The sequence below is a fragment of the Stenotrophomonas sp. LST15-1-1.1 genome (assembly GCF_040815575.1).
In the GTDB taxonomy this organism is placed as follows: Bacteria; Pseudomonadota; Gammaproteobacteria; order Xanthomonadales; family Xanthomonadaceae; genus Stenotrophomonas; species Stenotrophomonas lactitubi_B.
The window spans coordinates 1-15,582 of the sequence record NZ_JBFPNJ010000005.1 but is presented as its reverse complement, the minus strand read 5'-3'; the positions used below and the strand labels follow the sequence as shown (position 1 = coordinate 15,582).

Genomic DNA, 15,582 nt, shown 5'->3' with positions numbered 1-15,582 from the left:
AAGTACGTCCCTGTAGGCTTGGCAGCCGCATCCATGCGGCTGACACCCCGCAATCCGACACCGCCCCACCTCTGACAGATTTCCGCAATCTGGTAGATCCACGCCATGCGTGGATGAATCTCCATCGAAATCGAATATTTCGAAAATTGATCGAAAAACATCCACGCATGGCGTGGATCTACGTGTCGACCAAGGTCGACACCTACCAACCGCAGCGCGGTCGACACCCACCAAGAGCAGGCCATGACATTCCGACAGATCGCGGAAATCTGTCGAAGGCGGGGTGGGTCCGGTTGCGGGGGTGTAAGCGCCATGGATGGCGCGCCCAAGCCTACAGGGACGTACTTGCGGCGTCCCCCGCAACCGGACCCACCCCGCCATCCCACAGGAAACCCGCTTTTGCTTCGGCCGTTGCAGTTGCCGTTGCTGTTGCTGTTGCCGTTGATTCGGCAGGTGCAGGGCGCAGCCCTGCCGACCCACCCTCTTACTGCGGCGGGTCGCGGGTGATGTGGATGTCGGTCGGCGTGGACAACGGAATGTTCCGCTCGGCCAGGATCTGCAGCAGGCTGAAATACAGATCGCTGCGCGTGCCGTACACCTGTCGCGGGCTGGCCACGTAGGCGAAGCTGTTGATGGTGATCTGGCCGCCGGCGATGCTGTCGATGTAGACCGACGGCGCCGGCTGCTGCAGTACCGTGCTGTGCGCACCGTAGGCATCCAGCAACGCCTGTCGCAGGCCCGCGACATCGGTGCTGGCCGGCACCGCGAACTGGATCTGGATGCGGCCCTGGTTGTTGCCCATCGTCATGTTGCGGATGGTCTTGGTGATCAGTTCCGAATTGGGCACGATCAAGGTGGACTTGTCGCTCACCTGGATCTCGGTCGAACGCACGTTGATCCGGCGGATGTCGCCTTCCTGATCGCCCAGCTTCACCCAGTCACCGATCTTCACCGGCCGCTCGGTCAGCAGGATCAGGCCGGACACGAAGTTCTGGATGATCGCCTGCAGGCCGAAGCCGATGCCCACCGAGAGCGCGCTGACCAGCAACGCCAGGTTCTTCAGGTTCAGGCCCATCGCGGTCAGCGCCCACAGCGCCACCAGGATGATGCCCACGTAGCGGGTGATCGTACTGATTGAGTTGCGTGCGCCCAGGTCCAGCTCGGTCTTGGGCAGGTAGGTGTCGGTCAACCAGCGCTGCAGCAGCTGCGTCAGCCCCAGTCCGACCAGCATCACCAACAGGGCAATGGCGATCCGCGCGGGCTTGAGCGTGATGTCGCCGATGGAGATGCCGTTGGCCAGCGACGCGACGCGCTCGACCACCGAGCCGATGTTGCCGAACGGTGCGGCCAGCGCCAGCAGCGCGACCAACACCACGAACGTGCGCAGCACGGCAGACAGCAGCACACCGGCCTGCTCCAACCGCGACACGCTGAGGCCGGTGCTGAGCAGGATGGTCTGGCCAACCTTGCTGTCGGCGTTGAGCAGCCAGGTGGAGAAATCGTCGACGAACTTGAACAGCAGGGTTGCGGCCAGCACCACGATGCTGCCGCCGATCAACTGCTGGTTCACGAACTTGGCGAAGTTCACATAGCCCATCAAGGTGGCGATGATCGCGGCCACCACGGCGATGTTTCCGGCTACCCGTGCCAGCACCAGCCAGCTGCTGCGGCGTACCGGAACGGCCGCGCCCTGGCCGTCGGCCTGTGCTTCCAGCTTCGCCTCGGCCTCGGCGGTCTGCCGCCGATGCAGGCGCGCCAGGGTCACCAGCATGGCCATGATCAGGCCCAGGTAGGTCAGCGCGATCACGCCGTCCAGCGCCACCGTGGTGACATCGCTGGTGCGCGTGGCGCGATCGATGGCCACCAGCACCGTGCTCAGCCAGGCCAGTGCCGCAGCGCCCCAAGCGTACTTGCGCAGTTTCAGCGCGGCGGTGTCATCCAGGTTCAGCAGCCGCCACGAAGGCCGCTTGGGCACCAGCAGGCAGGCGCTGAGCGCGGAAATGAAGGCCGCCGCGAACGTCGCCGCCTGCACGCCTTCGGCCACGCTCTGCAGCCGCGGCGGAATCGCGCCGATGGCATCCAGCGCGGCCACCAGCACCACCACGGCGTAACCGGGCAGCAGGGTGCCTACCAGCAGCAGCCACATGGCCAGGCCGGAGCGGCGCAGGCGGCCGTCGGGGGCGCGCTCGGACGCGGCGAACCGGCGCCCCAGCGCGCGCAGCCACAGGCGCAGCGGGAACATCATCACCAGTGCCGCCGCCAGCCCCAGCAGCAGCGTGCCCCAACCATGGGTGGCGATGGCCGTGGTCAGCGCAGCACGGCCCTGCTGGGCCAAGGGGGTGACGCGAGCGATGTCGTTCGGCAACTGGTCGGCCACCTGTCGCCACAGCGTTGGCGACAGCGGCGAGGCGACCTTGCGCCCCAGTTCCTCGGTGCGCTGTGCGTTGCGCTGCTTGTCGATGTCCGCGCTCAACTGCTGCGCACGGACGGCGCTGGACTTCGCCTGGGCAATCGATGCCACCAAGGCATCGCGCTGGCGGGTCAGCGTGCGCCGCTGCGCGGCCAGCTCCGGCGGTTCAGTGGTGTCCTTGGGCGCATCGCCCAGCTGCGTCAGCTGCTCGTTGAGCTGGTCCAGCTGCGGCTGCAGGGTCTTTTCCAGCGCCTCGGCATCGCGCTTGGCCTGCGATGCATTTTCCGACAGCGTGCCCAGCGTTTCGGTGGCTTCGGCATCAACGCGCTTGCGCTCAACATCCTTCAGCGTGCTGTCGATCTGCGCCAGCTGCTGCTTCGGTGTGGGGTCGTCATCCTGGGCGAGCGCCGGCACAGCCAGCAGCAACGTGCAGCACAACACCAGGCCCAACCACGGGCCACGCACCAGGATCGTTTGGAAGAAGGAAGACAAGCCAGCCACACCGGTTCACGCGGACCACCGCGCCTGCGCGCGACTATACGGCAGCGGCTGTAAACGGCGGATGCGCAGACGCTGGCGGGCGGGCGCGGCTCAGTACTTCAGCCGCAGCTCTTCCACCTGTGGCTGCTGCAGCGCGTACCACTCCTGGAATTCTTCCTCGGTGATCTCATCCGGCGCGTACACCGCGATCGGGTGCCAGTCATGGTCGGTCGGCAACGGCTGGCGCGGCCCGGCGCGCAGGCTGTAGGCCACGCCTTCGTAGTCCACCAGATCGTCGACCTGCGGCCACTGCTCGCGGGCGAACTGGGTTTCACTCTTCAACAGGATCACCTGGTACATCGGCACCTCCACTTCGGTTGGATCGGAAAACGCGGCGCTGGCGGAAGCATACCGCTGCGCCGATGACGGCACGCGCTCCGTCCGGGCGACGGAACGTTCTGGACATGGCCCTCGCCCCGGCTTCACCCGCCCGTGGCAGCGCCCTCGTCATCGTGGAGGTCCTCTCCTGCCACGCCTGACAATGACCGACCTGCCGCCCCTGAAGACTGTCGCCGACCTCAAGCTGCCCCGCTACCTGGGCACCTGGTACGAGATCGCCCGCCTGCCGATGCGCCACGAGCCGGAGGGCTGCACCGATGTGTCGGCCCATTACCAGCTGCTCGACAACGGCAACGTGGGCGTCACCAACCGTTGCCGCATGGACGGCGAGATCGAGGAAGCCACCGGTGAGGCCTGCGCGATCGACAACGACAGCGCACGGCTGGAAGTCAGCTTCCTGCCCAAGGGACTGCGCTGGCTGCCCTTCGCCAAGGGTGACTACTGGGTAATGCAGGTGGCGCCGGACTACAGCGTTGCCCTGGTCGGCAGCCCGGATCGCAAGTACCTGTGGCTGCTGGCGCGTGAGCCCCGGCTGGATGCCACCGTGCAGGAACATTATCTGGCAGCCGCACGCCTGCAGGGCTTCGATCTGTCCGAACTGATCCAGACCCCGCATACCGGCCATCCCACTGCCTGAGCACCAACGCGCATGGACCTGAAGAGTGGCTACCCGTGGTGGGCGGTGCGCAACGGCCTGATCCAGGCCTTTCCGCCGCTGGAGCAGGATCTGCACTGCGATGTGCTGGTGGTGGGTGGCGGCATCACCGGCGCGCTGATCGCCGATGAGCTGTCGGCCCATGGGCACGACGTGGCGGTGATCGAGCAGCGCGACATCGGCTGGGGCAGCACCGCGGCCAGCACCGCGTTGCTGCAGTACGAGATCGACACCCATCTGCTGGAGCTGGCTTCGCAATATGGCGAGGACGCGGCGGCGCTGGCCTACCGGGCATGCGCCGATGCTATCCCGGCCCTGCGCCAGGTGGCACGCAGCTTGAAGGATGTGGATTTCAAGCAGATGGACAGCCTGTACCTTGCCAGTCGCCGCCGTGACGTACCGCGGCTGATGGCCGAAGGTGAGGCGCGCCGTGGCATCGGCCTGGATGCGCGCTGGCTGGACCGGGATGCGCTGCAGGAACGTTTCAGCGTCGATGCCGGCGGCGCATTGCTGACCCGCCAAGCTGCGCGCGTGGATCCGTACCGACTGGCCTATGGCCTGCTCGAACGTGTGCGTCGGCGCGGCGGCGTGGTCCACGACCGCACCGTGCTGCATGCCCTCACCCCCAGCGCGCGCGGCGTGACTGCGCGCACCGAATCAGGAGTGCAGATCCGCGCCCGCCACGTGGTGCTGGCGATGGGCTATGCCAACCAGCAGTGGCTGGACCCGCGCGTGGCCCGTAACCGCAGCAGCTACGCCTTCATCACCGACCCGATCAACGTCGACGAGCTGGGCTGGCTGCGGCGCACGATGGTCTGGGAGAGCGCGCGCCCCTACCTGTACCTGCGCGCCACCGGCGACCGTCGGCTGCTGGTGGGCGGGCTGGACGACGCCATCGATATTCCCGCCCGCCGCGATGGCCGGGTGGAAAGCAAGGCCCGCAAACTGATGAAGCAGCTGCTGCAGTGGTTTCCGCATCTGCAGCCGACGCCGGCGTTTTCGTGGGCGGGCACCTTTGCCGAGACCGCCGACGGCCTGCCGTTCTTCGGGCCGCATGCGCAGTGGGGCCCACGGGTACAGTTCGCCATGGCCTACGGCGGCAACGGCATCACCTATTCCATGATCGGTGCCGGGCTGCTGCGGGCCGGGATCGAGCGGCGCCGGCACCCGCTGCAGGAGCTGTTCGGGTTCGGGCGGTTGTAGCGTGCAGCCAGGCATCGCCTGGCTCTACCGCAAGCGGGCGCCGACAGGCATCATTCAAGCAGCGCCTGCTAGCGTCGGCCTGTACCGCCGCGTGCTGCGCGGCCCCTCTCCGTTGGAGCGCCGTCATGATCCGCCCCCTGACCCTGCTGCTGTGCCTGGCCGCCCTGCCCGGGACCGCGTTGGCGCAGTCCGCCGCCGGCGCCACCGCGCCGCAGGCCTCCGGCCTGGACCTGTCCGTGCCGCAGACGCCGATCCGTTATCTCAACGATCCGACCCTGCAGCAGGATCCGCCGGGTACGTTCTACGGCGACAAGACCGGCCCGCGCGTGAACGGCGACGGCCGCATCGCCGACGTGACGGATGACAAGGTCAAGGTGTCCGGCAGCTTCACCACCGGCATCGGCTACGCCAAGAATTACGGCAACACCCACTACAACGCCGCCACGCTGAATCTCAGCAAGAACTACACCAACGATGAAGGCAAGACCCGCGGGGTCAACGTCAACATCCATGTGAGCGAAGGCAAGGGCCCAGGCTTCTTCGGGCCGTATGGTGGTGGCGGTTACTACGGCGGTGGCCCGGGCTATTGGGACTACCCGCCGCCTTACGGCTGGTAATCCACGCCCTGGGTAGGTGTCGACCTTGGTCGACACGCTCTTCCGGCCCTGTGCCGACCAAGGTCGGCATCTACCGAAGCGCAGCGCAATCCAGCCAGCGGCCGGCTCTACCCGGTAGGTGTCGACCTTGGTCGACACGCCCATCCCAGCAGGCTTCAATCCAGCCAGCCATCACGCTCGCTGTGCAGGATGCGGCCGTCGTAACCACTCAGGCGCACATCAACGCGCTGGTTGCGGGCATTGCGGGCTTCCAGCGACCACGTCGCACCATCGCGTTCCAGCGAATGGATCTCACGCAGTCCCTGCGACTGCGCCTTGGCCAGCACCTGTTCGGTACTCAGCAATGCGCGGCTGTCATGCTCGTCGAAGATCTCGCCGGTCTTCGGGTCCACGTAGACCTCGCTGAAGCGGCCGTCGGCACGGCTGACATCGGCTTCCCACAGGCCGTCATCGCGCTCGATCTCATGGATCTGGGTGTAGCCGGCCTTGCGCAGGGTCTGTTCGACCTGGGCCATGCCCAGCGGTGCGGCCTGGGCAGCGGGAGCGACGGCGAACGCAACGACAGTAGCGAGGGTGAGCGACTTCAACATGGGGGTTCTCCTGTTCGGTGCCGGACCATCCCTGCAACGCCACGATGCGCCGCGTGGTTAACAGCCACTTAGCCGGCGCTGTTAGCCAATGGTTAGTCGGCGGCCGCACACTCGTGCCTGTTCCCCATTCCCCATCATCCACGTGCCGATCCTGCCTTCCCTGTCCCTGCTGCTGGCCCTGGCCAGCGCCCCGACCGCCACCGGCCCTGCCCAGGACCCGGCGCAGCAGGTCGCGCGCCGGGCTGTGCAACAGGGTCGCTACGTGCCGCTGGAAAGCGTGGTGCGCGATGCACTCAAGCGCCACCCCGGCCAGCTGCTGGAAGTGGAGCTGGACGATGGCGTGTACGAAGTGGAGATCCTGCGCGCCGACGGCGTGGTGGTGGAGCTGGACTATGATGCGCGCAACGGCAGGCTGCTGAAGACGGAGCTGGACGACTGATGCGCATCCTGTTGGCCGAAGACGATGCCGCATTGGCCGAGCGCCTGCAGCCGCTGCTGGAACAGGCCGGCTACGTGGTCGACGTGGTGGCCGATGGCCGCCAGGCCGAGGAGATCGGCCAGGTGGAAGACCTGCAGGCCGCGATCGTCGATCTGGGGCTGCCCGGGCTGGATGGCCTGAGCGTGATCGAGCGCTGGCGCGGCAATGGCCGCGATTTTCCGGTACTGGTGCTGACCGCGCGCGGCCGCTGGCACGACAAGCTGGCCGGCTTCGATGCCGGCGCCGACGACTACCTGACCAAACCCTTCCAGGCCGATGAACTGGTGCTGCGTCTGCGCGCCCTGATCCGTCGCAGCCGCGGCCATGCCAGCCCACGCCTGCAGTGCGGCCCGTTGCAGCTGGACGTCAATGCCGGGCGCTTCGATCTGGACGGCCACGCACTCGCACTGAGCCCGCAGGAATTCCGCCTGCTCAGCTACTTCATCCACCACAGCGGCCAGGTGATCGGCCGCGACCGCCTGGGTGAGCATGTGTTCGATGGCGGCCACGATCCCGATTCGAATGCGCTGGACGTGCTGCTGGGGCGCGTGCGCCGCAAGCTCGGCACTGACCTGATCCAGACCGTACGCGGCCAGGGCTGGCGGTTGGCCGCGCCGTGAGCCGGCAGCCGTCACTGCGACGCCGGCTGCTGCTGGCCGGTGGCATCGGCCTGCTGCTGGTCTCGGCACTGGCCAGTGCGCTGCTGGGCGAACTGTTCAAGCGCAGCGCGCGCGATCGCCTGGACAACGAACTGCAGCAGGACATGCTGACCCTGCTGGCGCAGGCCGAGATCGATGCCGACGGCCAGCTGCAACTGCGCCAGGAACCCAACGACGCGCGCTTCCAGCGCGTGTTCTCCGGTGCCTACTGGCAGATCGCAGATGGCAGCGGCAAGGTGCTGCTGCAGTCGCGTTCGCTGTGGGACGAGACGTTGCCCGTGGCCGCCAATGGTGCAGCCGAACGCAATCTGCCTGGCCCGCTGCAGCAGTCGCTGCGCGCGCGCGTGCAGCAGGTGCGCCTGCCACGCGCGAACGAACCCTACGTCGCCGTGGTCGCCACTGATCGCAGCGCACTGGACGCGGACGTGGCCGCGTTCCGCCAACGCAGCGCGATGGCGCTGGCGGTGCTGGTTGCTGCGTGGCTGGCGGTACTGGCCAGCCAGGTGCATTTCGGCCTGCGCCCGCTGCAACGCCTCGGTACGCAGCTGGAACGCGTGCGCCGGGGCGATGCACAGCGCATCGATACGGCGGGACTGGGCGCTGAGATCGCGCCGCTGGGTGACGAACTCAATGCACTGCTGGACCACCAGCAACGGATGGTGGCGCGCGCGCGTACCAGCGCGCAGGACCTGGCGCATGCGCTGAAAACACCGCTGAGCGTGCTCGCCGCTGAGGCCGATAGCGAGGGCCGCGCGTGGCGCAGCACGCTGCGTGAGCAGGGCGCGCGCATGCAGGCCAGCGTCGATCGCTATCTTGCCGCCGGGCTGACCGCCGATCATCGCGAACGCACGCCGGTGGCAGCGGTGGCGCAGGCGATGTGCAGGTTGATGGCACGGGTGCATGGCGACCGTGCGTTGCAGTTCCAGGCCGGGGGCATTTCCGACGACCTGCAGTTTGCCGGTGCCAGCGCCGACCTTGAAGAGATGCTCGGCAACCTGCTCGACAACGCCGGCAAGTGGGCACAGCGGGACGTGACAGTGACGGCGCGTGCGGACGAAGGGCAGTTGCGCATCGACGTGCGCGATGACGGCCCGGGTCTGGCAGCCGAAGCGCTGGCGCAAGTCACCCAGCGCGGCGTGCGGCTGGATGAGCGCGAAAGCAGCAGTGGCCTGGGCCTGGCCATCGTCGGTGATATCGCCGCCAGTTATGGCGGGCGGCTGGCGTTGGAGAACGCGCAGCCCGGATTGCGGGCGACGTTGTGGTTGCCGGTGGGGTGACGCGCCGCTGCGCTCGCCGGGCATGGCCCGGCGCTACCGGATCACGCGCCACCCGGTAGGTGTCGACCTTGGTCGACACGCATCAAGTGCGCCGACCAAGGTCGGCAACTACCGGTTGTGCATCCACCAGCAGTCGATGGCATCCAGCACGATGTGGATCATCAAACCAATCCCCACCAGCCGCGTCTTCTTCGGCACGCACAGGCCCGCATACACGGCAATCGCCGGCGCGGTATGTAGTGGGTGGAAGCCGATGCTGCAGCGGTTCGGGGCGTAGATCGGATCGGCCAGCAGATGGTCCAAGTCGATGATCCAGCCCAGCAGCAGCAACAGCCACGCCGAGGCGAAACGCTTGCGCCAGAACAGCCATGCCAGCAGGGCTGGCACGGCGGCATGCAGGAACAGGTGGAAGATCGCGCGTGCGCTCATCGGCAACGGTGGCGCCGGGCAGGCCCGGCGCCGTCCATCAGACCAGCGGTTCGTCGGACAGGTAGGTGTAACCGGTCAGGCCCGCTTCCAGCGCTTCGGACAGCTCCTGCGCGCGCTCCGGCGACAGGTCCGCCGATGCCACGCGGTCGGCGTAGGCCGCACGCAGGTCATCCAGCTTGTAGCCCACGTAATCCAGCATCACATCGGTGGTGTCGCCGCGACGCTGCTGGGTGATGGCGTAGCCATCGGCATCGGCCAGCACTTCCACCGCGTCGGTATCACCGAACAGGTTGTGGATGTCGCCGAGGATTTCCTGGTAGGCACCGACCATGAAGAAACCGATGCGGTAGCTTTCGCCGTGCTTGATCGCGTGCAGCGGCAGCGAGCTGTCCAGGCTTTCGTTCTCGACATAGGTCTTGACCATGCCATCGGAATCGCAGGTCATGTCGGCGATGATGCCGCGGCGATCCGGCGTCTCGTTCAGGCGTTCGATCGGCACGATCGGGAACACCTGGTCGATCGCCCACGCATCGGGAATCGACTCGAATACGCTGAAGTTGACGAAGTACTTGTCGACCAGGCGCTCGTTCAGTTCATCCAGCGCCGGGCGATGGCTCTTCTCGTCATAGCTCAGGCGCGCGCGCACGCCGTGGGCGATGGCATAGAACAGATCATCGATGCGCGCACGCTGCGGCAGGTCGATCTGGCCCAGCGCATAGCTGGAAAGGCCTTCGGCGTGGAAGTGCTGCGCTTCCTGGAACAGTTCCACCGCCGGACGCACGTCCAGTTCTTCGTGGATCTCGCGCAGGTGGCGGATCGAGGCCGGCTCGTCGTCGTGCTGGTCCGGCACGCGGCCTTCCTGCGCCTGTTCCACTTCGGACACGTTGGCGATCAGCACCGCGTGGTGCGCGGTCATCGCGCGGCCGCACTCGGTGACGATGCGCGGCGGGGTCAGGCCGTGTTCTTCGCAGGCATTGGCCAGCGGCTGCACGATGTTGCTGGCGTACGAATTCAGGCCGTAGTTGATCGAGCAGAAGCTGCGCGAACGGGTGCCTTCATAGTCCACGCCCAGGCCGCCGCCCACGTCGACGTGGGTGATCTTCGCACCCAGCTGTGACAGCTCGACGAAGTAACGGGTGGCCTCGCGCATGCCGTTGGCGATGTCGCGCACGTTGGAGATCTGCGACCCCATGTGGAAGTGCAGCAGGCTCAGGCAGTCGGCATATTCGGTATCGCGCAGCGACTTCCACAGGTCCAGCAGCTGGCGCGGCGAAAGCCCGAACTTGGCCTTGTCGCCACCGCTGTTCTGCCACTTGCCGGCGCCCAGCGAGGCCAGGCGCATGCGCACGCCCAGGCCCGGCTTCACGTCCAGTGCCTTGGACTCTTCCAGCACCAGCTTCAGCTCGGACGGCTTCTCGATGACGATGAAGGTCTGCAGGCCCAGCTTGCGACCGATCAGGGCCAGGCGGATGTACTCGCGGTCCTTGTAGCCGTTGCAGACGATCAGGCCACCCGGGCGCGACAGCGCCAGCACGGCCATCAGTTCCGGCTTGCTGCCCGCTTCCAGGCCGAAGCCTTCACCGTGGTGGCTGGCCAGGGTGCCGGCCACGCCGCGGTGCTGGTTCACCTTGATCGGGTACACCGCGGTGTAGCCGCCCGGGTAGTCCCAGTCCTGCTGGGCCTGGGCGAACGCCGCCTGCAGCTTGCCCAGGCGCTGGCCGAGGATGTCCGGGAAGCGCACCAGCAGCGGCAGCTTGGCGCCGGCCGCGCGCGCGGCATCCACCACCTTGGGCAGCGACACCACCGGGCCGTCCGCCCCGGTCGGTCTCACCACCATGTGCCCGGCCTGATCCACGTCGAAATAGCCATCCGCCCAGTGCGGGATCGAGTAGGTCTTGCGGGCTTGGTCGAGGGACCAATCGGTCATTGCAGTCGGCCTTGTGGCAAATAAAAGGGGGGGCATGATAACGCCTATATGCCCACAGGTTCGTTATCATGCGCGCCCGCGCCCGCGGCAGGTTCCAACCTGAACGGGCCGATCCGTCCGGATGCGTGGCACCCCGCCTTCAGCCCGGCTCCATCCCTTCCGAACAGGAATGCTTTCCCATGACTGACAACAGCAACTGGTACATCGAACACTTCGAGCGCACCGGCTCGGCCATCGGCTACCGCATCACCGGCAAGCTGGACGAAGTGCAGTCGCCGTTCCAGAAGATCGAGATCTTCCAGACCACCGACTGGGGCAACCTGATGACCATCGATGGGGCCATCATGCTGACCAGCAAGGACAACTTCTTCTACCACGAGATGATCAGCCACCCGGTGCTGTTCACCCACGCCGCGCCCAAGCGCGTGGTGATCATCGGCGGCGGCGACTGCGGCACCCTGCGCGAAGTGCTCAAGCACAAGGGCGTGGAGAGCGTGACCCAGTGCGACATCGACGAGCAGGTGACGGTGATGGCGCGCAAGCACTTCCCGGAACTGTGCGATTCCAACAACGACCCGCGCGCCGAGCTGATGTTCGATGACGGCGTGGCCTACATGGCCAACTGCCCGGCTGGCAGCGTGGACGTGGTGATCGTCGATTCGACCGATCCGGTCGGCCCGGGCGAAGGCCTGTTCAACAAGGCGTTCTACGAGAGCTGCTTCAAGGCCCTGAAGGACGACGGCATCCTGGTGCAGCAGTCCGAGTCGCCGCTGATGCAGCTGGAGCTGATCAACGAAATGCGCACCGAGATGGGCAAGGCCGGCTTCGGCTCGTTCAAGACCCTGCCGTTCCCGCAGCCGTGCTACCCCACCGGCTGGTGGAGCGTGACGCTGGCGCGCAAGGGCGACAGCAGCTTCGACTTCCGCCAGGCCGATTCGGCCGCCAAGACCTTCGACACCCTGTACTACACCGCCGCGCTGCACACCGGCGTGCTGGTGACCCCGCCGTTCGTGCAGGCGGCGCTGAAGTAAGGCGTGCCGACCAACGGTCGGCACCCACCAACAAAAAACCCGCGCTGGCGACAGCGCGGGTTTTTGCCTTCTGTAGAGCCGAGCCATGCTCGGCTGCTCTTCGGACAGGTTGCGGTAGACCAAGCCGAGCATAGGCTCGGCTCTACAACATGCCCCGTGGAATCCTGTAGAGCCGAGCCCACGCTCGGCTGTTTTTCCCTTACAGCGCCCAGATACCAGCGATCACCGCCACCACCAGGCCCCACTTGATCACCTGGTAGGCCACCACACTGCGCTCGCGCAGCGCCTTGGCCTTCAGCCGCACCTTGTACACGCTGCCGAACGCCTTGTTGACGCCACCGGTCGGGTCACCCGGCAGGTTCGGCGAGGCGCCGCCGGCCAGCAGCGTAGACGCCACCAGGCGGTTGAACAGGCCCGGCAGGCCGAAGCGCAGCGGGCGGGCGATATCGCAGAACAGGATCACCCGGTCATCGGGCGTCTCGTTGTGCGCATGGTGGATGTAGGTTTCGTCGAACATCATCCACTCACCGTCGCGCCAGCTCTTCTTGATGCCGTCCACTTCGATGTAGCAGGCATCGTTGTTGGGCGTGGCCAGGCCCAGGTGCAGGCGCAGCGAACCGGCGAACGGATCGCGGTGCGGGCGCAGCTCGCTGCCCGACGGCAGCTGCGCGAACATCGCTGCACGCACGTCCGGCAGCGATTCCAGCAGCGCGGTGGTCTTCGGGCACATCGCCTTGGCCGACGGGTGCGAGGGGCCGTACCACTTCAGGTAGAAGCGCTTCCAGCCACGGCGGAAGAACGAATTGAAGCCGGCATCGTTGAAGGTGCTGGAGGCAGCAATCGCCTGCGCATCGCGCAGCGCCAGTGCCTCGTCGCGGATCATCTGCCAGTTCTGCCGCAGCGGCTCCAGCTGCGGGAATTCTTTGCCCGGGTCCAGGAACGGCGTGGTCGGCACCTTCGAGAACATGTACATGACCACGTTGATCGGGGCCATGAAGCTGGAGTGGTCCAGCAGCTGGCGCGACCAGCGCGCGCGGACCTTGCCACGGAAGTGGATGTACAGCACGCAGGACACGAACAGCGCCGCAAGTACGATTTTGATGATCAAAACACTTTCCTCCAGCACACGCCGGACAGGGAAACAGGGCGATGCGGCCGCAGGGCCGGCATCAGTGGGGGAACGCGGCAGGAGACGGGGACGTGCCGGGTGGGTGCGGCCGTCGATGTCGCGTGTAACAGCTTATGGTCGGCAGGCCGTGCGCCGGGGTCAAGCCGGGCGTGCGCAGCGCGCAGTTGTGTGCAGTGATCGCTACCGGACGAATTTTCAAGTCATTGAAATGCAATCACTTTCAAGAAAGTGAGACAGAATTGTCCGAATGTATGTGACGAACTGTTCCAGCCACGACGCCGACATTTCTCCGACAAATCGTGGAATAGCGAACTCGCCGGTACTAAAATTGACTTAACGAAAGTTTAGCCAGTTCCCCAAGTCGTACCGGTTCGCTTGACGCTTCAGCGCCGCCCACCGGGTCGCCCGAGACCCCAGATGATCCCTTCCATTACCCCCTCCCCGTCCTGCGGCGATGACGCCGTGGCGCCGCTGCTGCTCAAGCGCGGTGAACGCTTCCTTGCCCCCGACGTCTACCGCACCTGCCTGGACGGCCGTCCGGCGGTGGTGAAGGACTACTCCCGCTACCGTGGCACCCCGGTGTCGCCGATCGCCCGGCTGATGGTGCGCCGCGAGGCGCGCATGCTGGAGCGGCTGGGCGGCTGGAAGCACGCCCCGGCCCTGCTCGGCACCCTCGGTGGCCTGGCGCTGGGCATGGAATTCATCCCCGGCCAGACCCTGAGCACCGCGCAGGCCGTGGGCAATGAAGTGTTCGAGCAGCTGCAGCACGCGCTGAGCCGCCTGCACGCCGCCGGCATCACCCACAACGACCTGCATGGCACCAACGTGGTGGTCAGCGCCGGCGTGCCGGTACTGCTGGATTTCACCTCGGCCTGGCGCGTACCGCGCTGGCTGCGCCGCAACCCGCTGAGCCGGCAGCTGAGCCGCAGCGACATGAAGAATCTGCTGAAGATGCGCCAGCGCGTGACCGGCCAGGCGCCGAGCCCGGCGCAGGCGGCCATGGTGGCCGACCCCGGTTGGGTGGCGGCCGTGCGCCAAGGATGGAAGCGGTTCTACAAGTGGGCCAAGCGCCGGTAGGCCCTTCGCTCTACCGCTCTTCTGTAGAGCCGAGCCCACGCTCGGCTGCTCTTTGCATCAGCCGAGCGTGGGCTCGGCTCTACAAAAACGGCTTACAACGCGTCCGCGTCCAGCTCACCGGTACGAATACGCACCACGCTGCCCAGGTCATACACGAATACCTTGCCGTCGCCGATCTTGCCGGTGCCCGCCGCCTTCACGATGGCTTCCACCACCACCTCCACCTGATCGTCGGTCACCGCCACTTCCAGCTTCACCTTCGGCAGGAAGTCGACCACGTACTCGGCGCCGCGGTACAGCTCGGTATGGCCCTTCTGGCGACCGAAGCCCTTCACTTCCGTCACCGTGATCCCGGTAACCCCGCGCTCGGCCAGCGCTTCGCGCACGTCGTCGAGCTTGAACGGCTTGATCACCGCCATGACCATCTTCATCGTCTATCTCCTGTATTCCGGCGTGGAGGATAGCGCCTGAACGCGGCCGGTGCGAAACCCGCCGCGCCTGTCCGGCGAGTGGGAGCCAGCAGTATCCTTACGGCCGAACAGCCGTGGCCGCGCCGGATGCGCAGGCCCACCACCCCACGGAGCACCCATGATCGACCTGAACCAAATCGATGACCTCGCCCGTCGCCTCAGCGACCTGGTGCCGCCGGGCCTGCGCGAATCGCGCGAGGAACTGCAGGCCACCTTCAAGAGCGCGCTGCAGGCCGGGCTGGCCAAGCTGGACCTGGTGACCCGCGAAGAGTTTGAAGTGCAGCGCGCGGTGCTGCTGAAGACCCGCGAGAAGCTGGATGCGCTGGAAACGGCGGTGCGCGAGCTGGAAGGCCGCAGCGCCGCAGAATGAAAAAAGGAGGCGCACGGCGCTTCCCACTTACAGAGTATTTCCCTGATGGGGCCTTGCCGCAAGGCCCGCCCGGCGCCCTAGACTCGCCGGCCTGTCGATCCGGCAGGACAGGTAGGGGCAGTGCTGATGACACAGGACACCGAATGGACACCCGTTTCGCATGACACCTGCGACCAGGTCGCCGGGCCGTTCTATCACGGCACCCGGGCCGATCTTGCAGTGGGCGAGCTGCTGAGCGCGGGGTTCCGGTCCAACCGACGTCCCCCCGGCTTGAGTAGTGGGCGGGTTTAGAGTCCGGTGCTGATGTTATCTTTCTTCGTCGCCAACTGCGCGGCGTACTGGGCGGGCGTTAGTCCGCCAAGCGCTCTTTTGGGCCTTTCT

At 66.4% G+C, this 15,582-nt stretch carries 17 protein-coding genes and 1 pseudogene; 10 read left to right on the top strand and 8 right to left on the bottom strand.

Annotation, left to right across the window (positions count from 1 at the left end):
- The 3 genes from MRBLST15_RS07415 to MRBLST15_RS07405 form a co-directional block, all read right to left on the bottom strand.
- The coding region (locus MRBLST15_RS07415) for a hypothetical protein (RefSeq protein WP_367785587.1) at nt 1–227 on the bottom strand (227 nt) is incomplete at its 3' end.
- Between the two features lie 257 nt (nt 228–484).
- A complete protein-coding gene (locus tag MRBLST15_RS07410) occupies nt 485–2,911 on the bottom strand; it encodes a DUF3772 domain-containing protein (protein ID WP_367785586.1) in 2,427 nt (808 codons plus the stop codon).
- Nucleotides 2,912–3,001: 90 nt separating this feature from the next.
- Nucleotides 3,002–3,250: a hypothetical protein gene (locus tag MRBLST15_RS07405; RefSeq protein ID WP_312704631.1), complete on the bottom strand. Its 249-nt coding sequence runs from the start codon at nt 3,248–3,250 to the stop codon at nt 3,002–3,004.
- Between the two features lie 181 nt (nt 3,251–3,431).
- Between MRBLST15_RS07405 and MRBLST15_RS07400 the strand changes: the two genes are divergently transcribed.
- The 3 genes from MRBLST15_RS07400 (at nt 3,432) to MRBLST15_RS07390 (ending at nt 5,764) form a co-directional block, all read left to right on the top strand.
- Nucleotides 3,432–3,926 carry a lipocalin family protein gene (locus MRBLST15_RS07400; protein ID WP_265953256.1) on the top strand — a complete coding sequence of 165 codons (495 nt, stop codon included), beginning with the start codon at nt 3,432–3,434 and terminating at the stop codon, nt 3,924–3,926.
- 12 nt (nt 3,927–3,938) lie between these two features.
- Entirely contained in the window at nt 3,939–5,147 is a 1,209-nt protein-coding gene (locus MRBLST15_RS07395) for an NAD(P)/FAD-dependent oxidoreductase (RefSeq protein ID WP_367785585.1), read from the top strand.
- Nucleotides 5,148–5,272: 125 nt separating this feature from the next.
- Nucleotides 5,273–5,764, top strand: a complete 492-nt coding sequence (locus MRBLST15_RS07390) for a hypothetical protein (RefSeq protein ID WP_099819724.1) — start codon at nt 5,273–5,275, stop codon at nt 5,762–5,764.
- A gap of 155 nt (nt 5,765–5,919) precedes the next feature.
- Here MRBLST15_RS07390 and MRBLST15_RS07385 read toward each other — a convergent pair whose 3' ends face one another.
- The gene (locus MRBLST15_RS07385) at nt 5,920–6,354 is read right to left on the bottom strand and encodes a PepSY domain-containing protein (protein WP_236508966.1); all 435 of its coding nucleotides are present in this window, start codon (nt 6,352–6,354) and stop codon (nt 5,920–5,922) included.
- Nucleotides 6,355–6,502: 148 nt separating this feature from the next.
- Here MRBLST15_RS07385 and MRBLST15_RS07380 point away from each other — a divergent pair, with 148 nt between their 5' ends.
- The 3 genes from MRBLST15_RS07380 to MRBLST15_RS07370 are packed head-to-tail and all read left to right on the top strand — an operon-like array spanning nt 6,503 to nt 8,768.
- The gene (locus tag MRBLST15_RS07380; RefSeq protein ID WP_312704660.1) at nt 6,503–6,793 is read left to right on the top strand and encodes a PepSY domain-containing protein; all 291 of its coding nucleotides are present in this window, start codon (nt 6,503–6,505) and stop codon (nt 6,791–6,793) included.
- A complete protein-coding gene (locus MRBLST15_RS07375) occupies nt 6,793–7,452 on the top strand; it encodes a response regulator transcription factor (protein ID WP_099819726.1) in 660 nt (219 codons plus the stop codon). Before MRBLST15_RS07380 ends, MRBLST15_RS07375 begins: the two co-directional genes overlap by 1 nt.
- Nucleotides 7,449–8,768 carry a sensor histidine kinase gene (locus MRBLST15_RS07370; RefSeq protein ID WP_312704627.1) on the top strand — a complete coding sequence of 440 codons (1,320 nt, stop codon included), beginning with the start codon at nt 7,449–7,451 and terminating at the stop codon, nt 8,766–8,768. The genes MRBLST15_RS07375 and MRBLST15_RS07370 overlap by 4 nt, the downstream gene beginning before the upstream one ends.
- 108 nt (nt 8,769–8,876) lie before the next feature.
- Here MRBLST15_RS07370 and MRBLST15_RS07365 read toward each other — a convergent pair whose 3' ends face one another.
- Entirely contained in the window at nt 8,877–9,197 is a 321-nt protein-coding gene (locus MRBLST15_RS07365) for a DUF6122 family protein (RefSeq protein WP_265953260.1), read from the bottom strand.
- A gap of 37 nt (nt 9,198–9,234) precedes the next feature.
- A complete protein-coding gene (gene speA / locus MRBLST15_RS07360; protein WP_088101771.1) occupies nt 9,235–11,124 on the bottom strand; it encodes an arginine decarboxylase in 1,890 nt (629 codons plus the stop codon).
- 179 nt (nt 11,125–11,303) lie between these two features.
- Here speA and speE point away from each other — a divergent pair, with 179 nt between their 5' ends.
- A complete protein-coding gene (speE, locus tag MRBLST15_RS07355) occupies nt 11,304–12,155 on the top strand; it encodes a polyamine aminopropyltransferase (RefSeq protein WP_164280351.1) in 852 nt (283 codons plus the stop codon).
- 199 nt (nt 12,156–12,354) lie between these two features.
- On the opposite strand, the gene MRBLST15_RS07350 is transcribed toward speE, so the two are convergent.
- On the bottom strand, nt 12,355–13,260 hold the full coding sequence (locus MRBLST15_RS07350) for an aspartyl/asparaginyl beta-hydroxylase domain-containing protein (protein ID WP_049465655.1): 906 nt from the start codon (nt 13,258–13,260) through the stop codon (nt 12,355–12,357).
- 441 nt (nt 13,261–13,701) lie between these two features.
- On the opposite strand from MRBLST15_RS07350, the gene MRBLST15_RS07345 reads away from it, so the two are divergent.
- A complete protein-coding gene (locus MRBLST15_RS07345) occupies nt 13,702–14,361 on the top strand; it encodes an RIO1 family regulatory kinase/ATPase (RefSeq protein ID WP_032951715.1) in 660 nt (219 codons plus the stop codon).
- Between the two features lie 92 nt (nt 14,362–14,453).
- Here the strand turns inward: MRBLST15_RS07345 and MRBLST15_RS07340 are convergent, their stop codons facing one another.
- Complete coding sequence (locus MRBLST15_RS07340; RefSeq protein WP_032977217.1) at nt 14,454–14,792, bottom strand: P-II family nitrogen regulator; 339 nt, start codon at nt 14,790–14,792, stop codon at nt 14,454–14,456.
- A 157-nt stretch (nt 14,793–14,949) separates the two neighbouring features.
- Between MRBLST15_RS07340 and ubiK the strand changes: the two genes are divergently transcribed.
- Complete coding sequence (ubiK, locus tag MRBLST15_RS07335) at nt 14,950–15,201, top strand: ubiquinone biosynthesis accessory factor UbiK (RefSeq protein WP_367785584.1); 252 nt, start codon at nt 14,950–14,952, stop codon at nt 15,199–15,201.
- Between the two features lie 126 nt (nt 15,202–15,327).
- A pseudogene (locus MRBLST15_RS07330) lies at nt 15,328–15,456 on the top strand (ADP-ribosylating transferase); the annotation flags it as partial.
- Nucleotides 15,457–15,582 lie beyond the last annotated feature (126 nt).